The 6,651-nt window shown below is 55.8% G+C and carries 7 protein-coding genes; 5 read left to right on the top strand and 2 right to left on the bottom strand.

The window, feature by feature from the left end; translation table 11 throughout:
• On the top strand, nucleotides 1–1,018 hold a 1,018-nt coding region (locus AQS70_RS17345; RefSeq protein ID WP_055103987.1), incomplete at its 5' end, for a uracil-xanthine permease family protein.
• A gap of 196 nt (nucleotides 1,019–1,214) precedes the next feature.
• Here AQS70_RS17345 and hemH read toward each other — a convergent pair.
• Entirely contained in the window at nucleotides 1,215–2,240 is a 1,026-nt protein-coding gene (gene hemH, locus AQS70_RS17340) for a ferrochelatase (protein ID WP_055103983.1), read from the bottom strand.
• 13 nt (nucleotides 2,241–2,253) lie between these two features.
• Nucleotides 2,254–3,156, bottom strand: coding sequence for a TIGR01777 family oxidoreductase (locus AQS70_RS17335; protein ID WP_055103982.1), 903 nt, complete (start codon nucleotides 3,154–3,156; stop codon nucleotides 2,254–2,256).
• A gap of 188 nt (nucleotides 3,157–3,344) precedes the next feature.
• On the opposite strand from AQS70_RS17335, the gene AQS70_RS17330 reads away from it, so the two are divergent.
• The 4 genes from AQS70_RS17330 to AQS70_RS17315 all read left to right on the top strand — a co-directional run bounded on the left by AQS70_RS17330 (nucleotide 3,345) and on the right by AQS70_RS17315 (nucleotide 6,635).
• Nucleotides 3,345–4,331: an NAD(P)/FAD-dependent oxidoreductase gene (locus AQS70_RS17330; protein WP_055103981.1), complete on the top strand. Its 987-nt coding sequence runs from the start codon at nucleotides 3,345–3,347 to the stop codon at nucleotides 4,329–4,331.
• On the top strand, nucleotides 4,328–4,543 hold the full coding sequence (locus AQS70_RS17325) for a TIGR02450 family Trp-rich protein (protein ID WP_055103980.1): 216 nt from the start codon (nucleotides 4,328–4,330) through the stop codon (nucleotides 4,541–4,543). The genes AQS70_RS17330 and AQS70_RS17325 overlap by 4 nt, the downstream gene beginning before the upstream one ends.
• A 185-nt stretch (nucleotides 4,544–4,728) precedes the next feature.
• Nucleotides 4,729–5,697, top strand: coding sequence for a YbgA family protein (locus tag AQS70_RS17320; protein WP_055103986.1), 969 nt, complete (start codon nucleotides 4,729–4,731; stop codon nucleotides 5,695–5,697).
• Nucleotides 5,698–5,699: 2 nt separating this feature from the next.
• Nucleotides 5,700–6,635 (top strand): MerR family transcriptional regulator, encoded by a 936-nt coding sequence (locus AQS70_RS17315; protein WP_055103979.1) that lies wholly within the window; start codon nucleotides 5,700–5,702, stop codon nucleotides 6,633–6,635.
• The last annotated feature ends 16 nt before the right edge of the window (nucleotides 6,636–6,651 follow it).

Below are 6,651 nucleotides of genomic sequence, written 5' to 3'. Positions count from 1 at the left end.
CAGGGGCGGCGTGATGGCGGCCGGTTTTGTGTATACCTTTCTCGGTTTCGCGGTAAAGCTCAAGGGCACCGGTTTTATTGATCGTTTATTGCCACCCGTGGTAATTGGCCCGGTGATTATTTCCATTGGGCTGGCGATGGCGCCGATTGCTGCACACATGGCCATGGGCCGCGCTGAAAATGGCGATGAGCTGATCCATTATCAAACCGCCATGATGATCTCGATGCCAGCCTTGCTGACGACCTTGATTGTGGCGGTGTTCGGCAAGGGCATTTTCCGTTTGGTGCCGATCATTGCCGGCGTCTTGGTCGGTTTTGCGATGGCGTTTTATTTCGACGTAGTCGATACGGCCAAAATCGCTGCAGCACCTTGGTTCGCACTGCCGCACTTCACCGCTCCTGAGTTCAACTGGCAAGCGATTTTGTTTATCGTTCCTGTGGCCTTAGCCCCGGCCATTGAGCACATTGGCGGCGTGATCGCTGTGGGGAGCGTAACCGGCCGTGACTACCTGAAAAAGCCAGGGCTGCATCGCACCTTGGTCGGTGACGGCATTGCGACCACCGCGGCTGGCCTGCTGGGCGGCCCACCGAACACCACCTACGCCGAAGTGACTGGCGCCGTGATGCTGACCAAAAACTACAACCCGAAAATCATGACTTGGGCAGCGATCTTCGCCATCAGTCTGGCCTTTGTCGGTAAGTTCGGCGCACTGCTGCAAAGCATTCCAGTACCGGTGATGGGCGGAATTTTGTGTCTGTTATTCGGTTCGATTGCGGCGGTCGGAATGAACACCCTAATCCGCCATCAGGTTGACCTGAGCGAAGCGCGTAATCTCGTGATTGTCTCGGTGACCTTAGTCTTCGGGATTGGCGGCGTGCTGATCGGCACAGGGATGGGCCCTGAAGACTTCGGTCTTAAAGGCATCGCGTTGTGCGCCATCGTAGCCATAGCGCTGAACCTGATCCTGCCGGGCAACGACAGCTGGAAGAAAAAGAAGGGTGATGAACCGATTATTTAAATCGGCCGGATCCTCTCCCCCGTAGGAGCTGGCGCAGGCTGCGCCAGCTCCTACAAAAATAGAGATGCACCCAATGACTGCCAGCAGTTGATCGCAGCCTTTGTGCCTCGTCAGCGACTGCAGACTTAGCCCGTTTGCTGCGCGACAGCGCAGCGTATGGACGACAGGGAATCTCCTACAGGTTAGGGGTCAGCTATTACAAGGTCAACGGCGCTCTTTCACACAGCTTTTTCAACGCTGCCGCCCATTGCGGGTTGTCATTAAGACACGGCACCAACACTAACTCCTCGCCTCCCGCCTCAATAAACTGCTCGCGTCCGCGATCACCAATCTCTTCTAGCGTCTCGATGCAATCGGCCACAAACGCCGGGCACATCACCAAAATTTTCTTCACACCCTCCTTGGCCAACGCATCCAAACGCGCTTCTGTGTAGGGTTCGATCCACTTGGCCCGGCCCAGCCGTGACTGGAAGGCAACCGACCACTTGCCCTCAGGTAACCCCATGCGCTCGGCAAAGGCTTGGGCGGTTCGCAAACACTGCGCTCGATAGCAAGTAGCCAGCACCGCAGGCGATGCCTTCTGGCAGCAGTCTTCGTTTTTGAAGCAGTGATTGCCTGTCGGGTCCAGCTTGTGCAAATGCCGCTCTGGTAAACCGTGAAAACTCAGTAGCAGGTGATCGTAGTCTTGCTCAAGGTGCGGTCGAGCACTCGCCACCAATGCCTCAAGGTACTCAGGCTGATCGTAAAAGGGCTGCACAATCGAGAACTGCATCGACAGTTTATTGGCCTTGACCACCCGCTTGGCCTCTTCAATCACCGTGGTGACCGTGCTGTCAGCGAACTGTGGATAGAGCGGCGCCAGCGTGACCTGTTTGATACCTTGCTGAGCCAAGCGGGTGAGCACGGTTTCAATCGACGGTTCGCCATAGCGCATGGCCAGCACCACCGGGCCTCGGGTCCATTCCTGAGTCATGGCTTGCTGCAAGCGACGACTCAGCACCACCAGCGGTGAGCCCTCCTCCCACCAGATCGAGGCATAAGCATGTGCCGACTGCTCGGGACGCTTGATCAAAATCAATGACACTAACAGTCGACGCAAGGGCCACGGTAAGTCGATGACGTAAGGGTCCATCAAAAACTGGTTCAAGTAGCTGCGCACATCCGCTACCGAAGTAGACGCCGGCGAACCCAGGTTAACCAGCAACAACGCGTGGTCGGTCATGCAACATCCTATTTCAGAGGCGGGCGGACAGATCGTCTAGGGCCGCACGCAAATCAGTGAACTTAAACGTAAAACCGGCAGCCTGTAACCGGGCTGGCATTGCCCGCTGACCACCCAACAATAACTCTGCCATTTCGCCCAGGCCTAAGCGCAGAACAAACGCAGGGACCGGCATGAACGCCGGCCGATGCAACACGCGACCTAGGTTTTTAGCGAATTCAGCATTGCGCACCGGGTGCGGCGCGCAGGCATTATAAGGACCGGAGGCGGTCTTCTCATGCATAAGAAAGTCGATTAGAGCAATTTGGTCTTTGATGTGAATCCACGGCATCCATTGCCGACCGCTACCCACCGGGCCGCCCAGCGCTAATTTGAAAGGCAACAGCAGACGCTGCAAAAAACCACCCTCGCTAGACAACACTAACCCCGTGCGCACGTGGACCACTCGGATGCCTAAAGCCTGAGCCCGCTGAGCGGTTTCTTCCCAAGCGATACACAAATGCGAGGCGAAATCTTCGGTAACGGGCGGTGAATCTTCGGTTAACTCTCGCTCACCACCGTCGCCATACCAGCCCACCGCCGAACCTGAGATCAGAACCGAAGGCTTTTGTTCGAGGCTTTCGAGCCACACCAAAAGAGTTTCGGTCAGCGTAATGCGGCTGCTCCACAGCTGTGCTTTGCGTTTACGTGTCCAGCGAGCACTGGCAATCGGCGCTCCGGCCAAATTGACCACCACGTCTACCGACTCGTGGCTCAACTCAACAAGGTGTGCGATGCCTTTAACCTGTGCACCGCACAGTGCTGGCACACGCTCAGGATGGCGGCTCCATACGCTTAAACGATGACCTTGCGCCAACCAGTGACGACACAGTTGGCGACCTATTAAGCCTGTACCGCCGGTCAGCAAAATGTGCATGAGTTGAACCTCGCGAGGAGTTTTATGCAGAGCGCTGGTCTATTTTTAAAGGAAGCCCATTAATGAGCCTTAGCTTTACAAGAATAGGCCAGTCTGACTCAGCGGGCGCACTAAAACCTATACCAAAAAATAAATTTGTACAGGTATTATAGAAACCAAGTCTGTGCAAACAGGGGAATGAGACTTATATGACTGCATCCATTGCGATCATCGGTGCCGGTATTGCCGGTCTTTCAGCCGCAAACGCACTGCACAATGCCGACTGCGCGGTTCATCTTTTTGAAAAGAGCCGAGGCAGCGGCGGCCGCATGTCGAGTAAGCGTAGCGATGCCGGTGCGCTGGATCTGGGTGCGCAATACTTTACGGCTCGCGATCGTCGTTTTGTCGATGAAGTCCAGCAGTGGCAAGCCAATGGCTGGGCGGCAGAATGGTCACCTCATCTGTATAACCACAAGAACGGCCAGCTCACGCCCTCGCCTGACGAGCAAATCCGTTGGGTCGGCCAGCCCCGCATGAGTGCGATTACACGCGGACTGCTGGGGGATTTGCCGGTGAACTTTTCGTGCCGGATTACCGATCTGATCCGCGGAGAAAAGCACTGGCTCTTACAAGATGCTGACGAATCTACCTACGGCCCTTTCAGCCATGTGATCGTGGCCACGCCTGCCCCCCAAGCCACTGCGCTACTGGCCACCACCCCTAAACTCGCCAGCGCTGCGGCCGGGGTAAAAATGGACCCCACGTGGGCCGTCGCCTTGGCGTTCGATACAGCGCTGGATACGCCGATGCAAGGTTGCTTTGTACAAGGCAGCCCGCTGGACTGGTTGGCCCGCAACCGCAGCAAACCTGGGCGCGATGACACGCCCGATACTTGGGTGTTGCACGCCACCAGTGCTTGGAGCAAAGAACACATCGACCTGCCCAAAGAGGCTGTGATCGAACACTTGCACGGCGCCTTTGCCGAGCTGATCCACTGCACCATGCCAGCGCCAGTCTTCACCTTGGCTCATCGCTGGCTCTATGCCCGCCCTTCTTCAGCCCACGAGTTTGGTGCCTTAGCCGATGCCGATCTGGGCCTGTATGCCTGCGGTGACTGGTGCCTGTCAGGCCGGGTCGAAGGCGCGTGGTTAAGCGGCCAAGAGGCCGCCCGCCGACTGATTGAGCATCTGTCTTGAATCGAATTAACCCACGCAAACTGCTGCTGTCTAAATGGACGGCAGCACAACCTCAAAATCGCGAAAAGCACTTCTTAGTCACTCAATTATTTTGCGACGAAGAAGGCACGGTGCTTGAAGTTGAGCTTCAGGCGGTGCTCACACATCGCAATCAACGCCTGGCTTGGCAACGCTTACAAGCAGCCGATGAGTGGAAACTCGGCTGGTTGTAGAGGATTAAGCGCTCACCGTAGTCGTTGACGAGCGGTGCAAGCTCGGCAACCGCTGCACCCTCGGATAACTCCCCTCTCCGCAAATACTTGTACAAGATATTTGACTTGTACAAGCTCAGGATTATGATGAACCCTAGTTGTACATCAAGCCAAAGATGTACAAGTATTTTTTGGGGGTTCATCTCATGGCTAGCAACGCTTCTTGCCATCACAAACCTAAAATTGCCGTCAGTGCCTGTTTGCTCGGTGCAGAGGTTCGTTTTAACGGTGGGCACAAAGAATCGCGGCTCTGCAGCCAAACGTTGAGTGAACACTTTGACTATGTTGCGCTTTGCCCCGAAGTTGCCATTGGCTTGGGGATTCCTCGTCAGGCAATACGGTTGGTGGGCGACCCTGCACAGCCCCAAGCCGTCGGCAGTGTCGACAGGGAGCTGAACGTCACCCGCCCATTGCACGAGTACGGCGTGGAAATGGCCGCCGCCCATGCCGATATTTGCGGCTACATCTTTATGCAAAAGTCCCCTTCGTGCGGGCTTGAGCGGGTCAAGGTTTATCAGGAGGGCGGTCGACCTGCCGAGCTGAGCGGTCGTGGCATTTATGCCCAAGCGTTTTGTGCTGCACACCCTGATCTCCCTGTAGAAGAAGACGGTCGTCTCAATGATCCGGTGCTGCGCGAAAACTTCCTGACCCGGGTGTATGCCTACAGCGCCTGGCAGACGCTGCTTAAGCAAGGGATCACTCGGCGCTCGTTGACCGAGTATCACGCCCGTTACAAATACCAACTGATGGCTAATAACCCAGAGCAATACAAAGCACTGGGCAACCTGCTGGGCAACCTTGGCAAACAAGACCCTCGGGATATCGCCCCGCACTACTTTAGCGAGTTGATGAAAGCGCTGAAGAAATGCGCCACACGCCGTACCCACACCAATGTGTTGCAACACCTGTGCGGCTACCTCAAGCGGTCCCTTAGCCATGAAGACAAGCAGGAAGTGCAGCAATTGATTGGTCAATACCTCAAGGGCATCGTGCCGCTCGTGGTACCACTGACCCTGCTCAAACATCACTTCCGCTTACACCCGGACCCTTACATCGCACGACAGGTTTACCTGCAACCTCACCCTGAAAACCTCAGTCTGCGAAACGCGATTTGACGATGAATGATGACCTGATGATGTCCAAAACACCCGATATGGACTACAGCAAAGCCTTGGCAGAAGGTTGGATACCGATCCGTGAAGTGGCGCGGGTAACCGGGGTTAACGCTGCGACCTTGCGCGCTTGGGAGCGTCGTTATGGCTTGATCGTGCCGTTTCGCACCGCTAAAGGGCACCGCTTGTTCTCTGCCGAACATGTGGTTCGCGTCCGACGCATTCTGACATGGCTCAACCGTGGGGTTTCGGTCAGTCAAATCAAACCGCTGTTAGATGCAGCACCCGCTCAGCACCACACTGTTGATAACGACTGGCAAACTTGGCGCTTGGCCATGAGGCAGGCGATCACAGAGCTGTCGGAGCGCCGACTCGATGACAACTTCAATCAAGTCATGTCGCTCTACCCCGCACAGCCACTGTGCGAACACCTGTTGATGCCGCTACTCAGCGAACTTGAGCATCATTGGCACGGCCAATTCGGCGCACAACTGGAGCAGGTGTTCTTTGAGTCTTGGCTACGCAGCAAATTGGGCGCCCGCATTTACCACAACAATCGCTCACTCAGCGGCCCTCCAGTCCTACTGATCAACCAATCTGACCGCCCATTCGAGCCGCACCTATGGCTCACCGCGCTGATGGTCAGCAGCAGTCATTGCCCGGTTGAAGTGTTTGACGCTCAGGTGCCCAGTAGCGAGCTGGCGGTTGCTGTGGAGCGCCTTAACGCGCGTGCCGTTGTGTTGTATTCCAGCAAATCGTTGAACTTGCAGCAATTGCCAAAGCTCTTAACTGCAATCACCTGCCCGGTGCTGATTGCCGGTCATACCGTGAGCATCCACAGCGACGATTTAGCCGTGTCCAGCGCTGAAACCGCGGAGTTGTCTTTGGCTAAAAACCCGGTTGAAGCTCATCAACGCCTAAGTCAACTTTGCCTCTTTTAGTGCTCCAAGGAACTGA

The organism is Pseudomonas endophytica (assembly GCF_001411475.1).
GTDB classification, from domain to species: Bacteria; Pseudomonadota; Gammaproteobacteria; order Pseudomonadales; family Pseudomonadaceae; genus Aquipseudomonas; species Aquipseudomonas endophytica.
The sequence above is the reverse complement of the archived record's forward strand: the minus strand, read 5'-3'. Positions and strand labels throughout refer to the sequence as shown.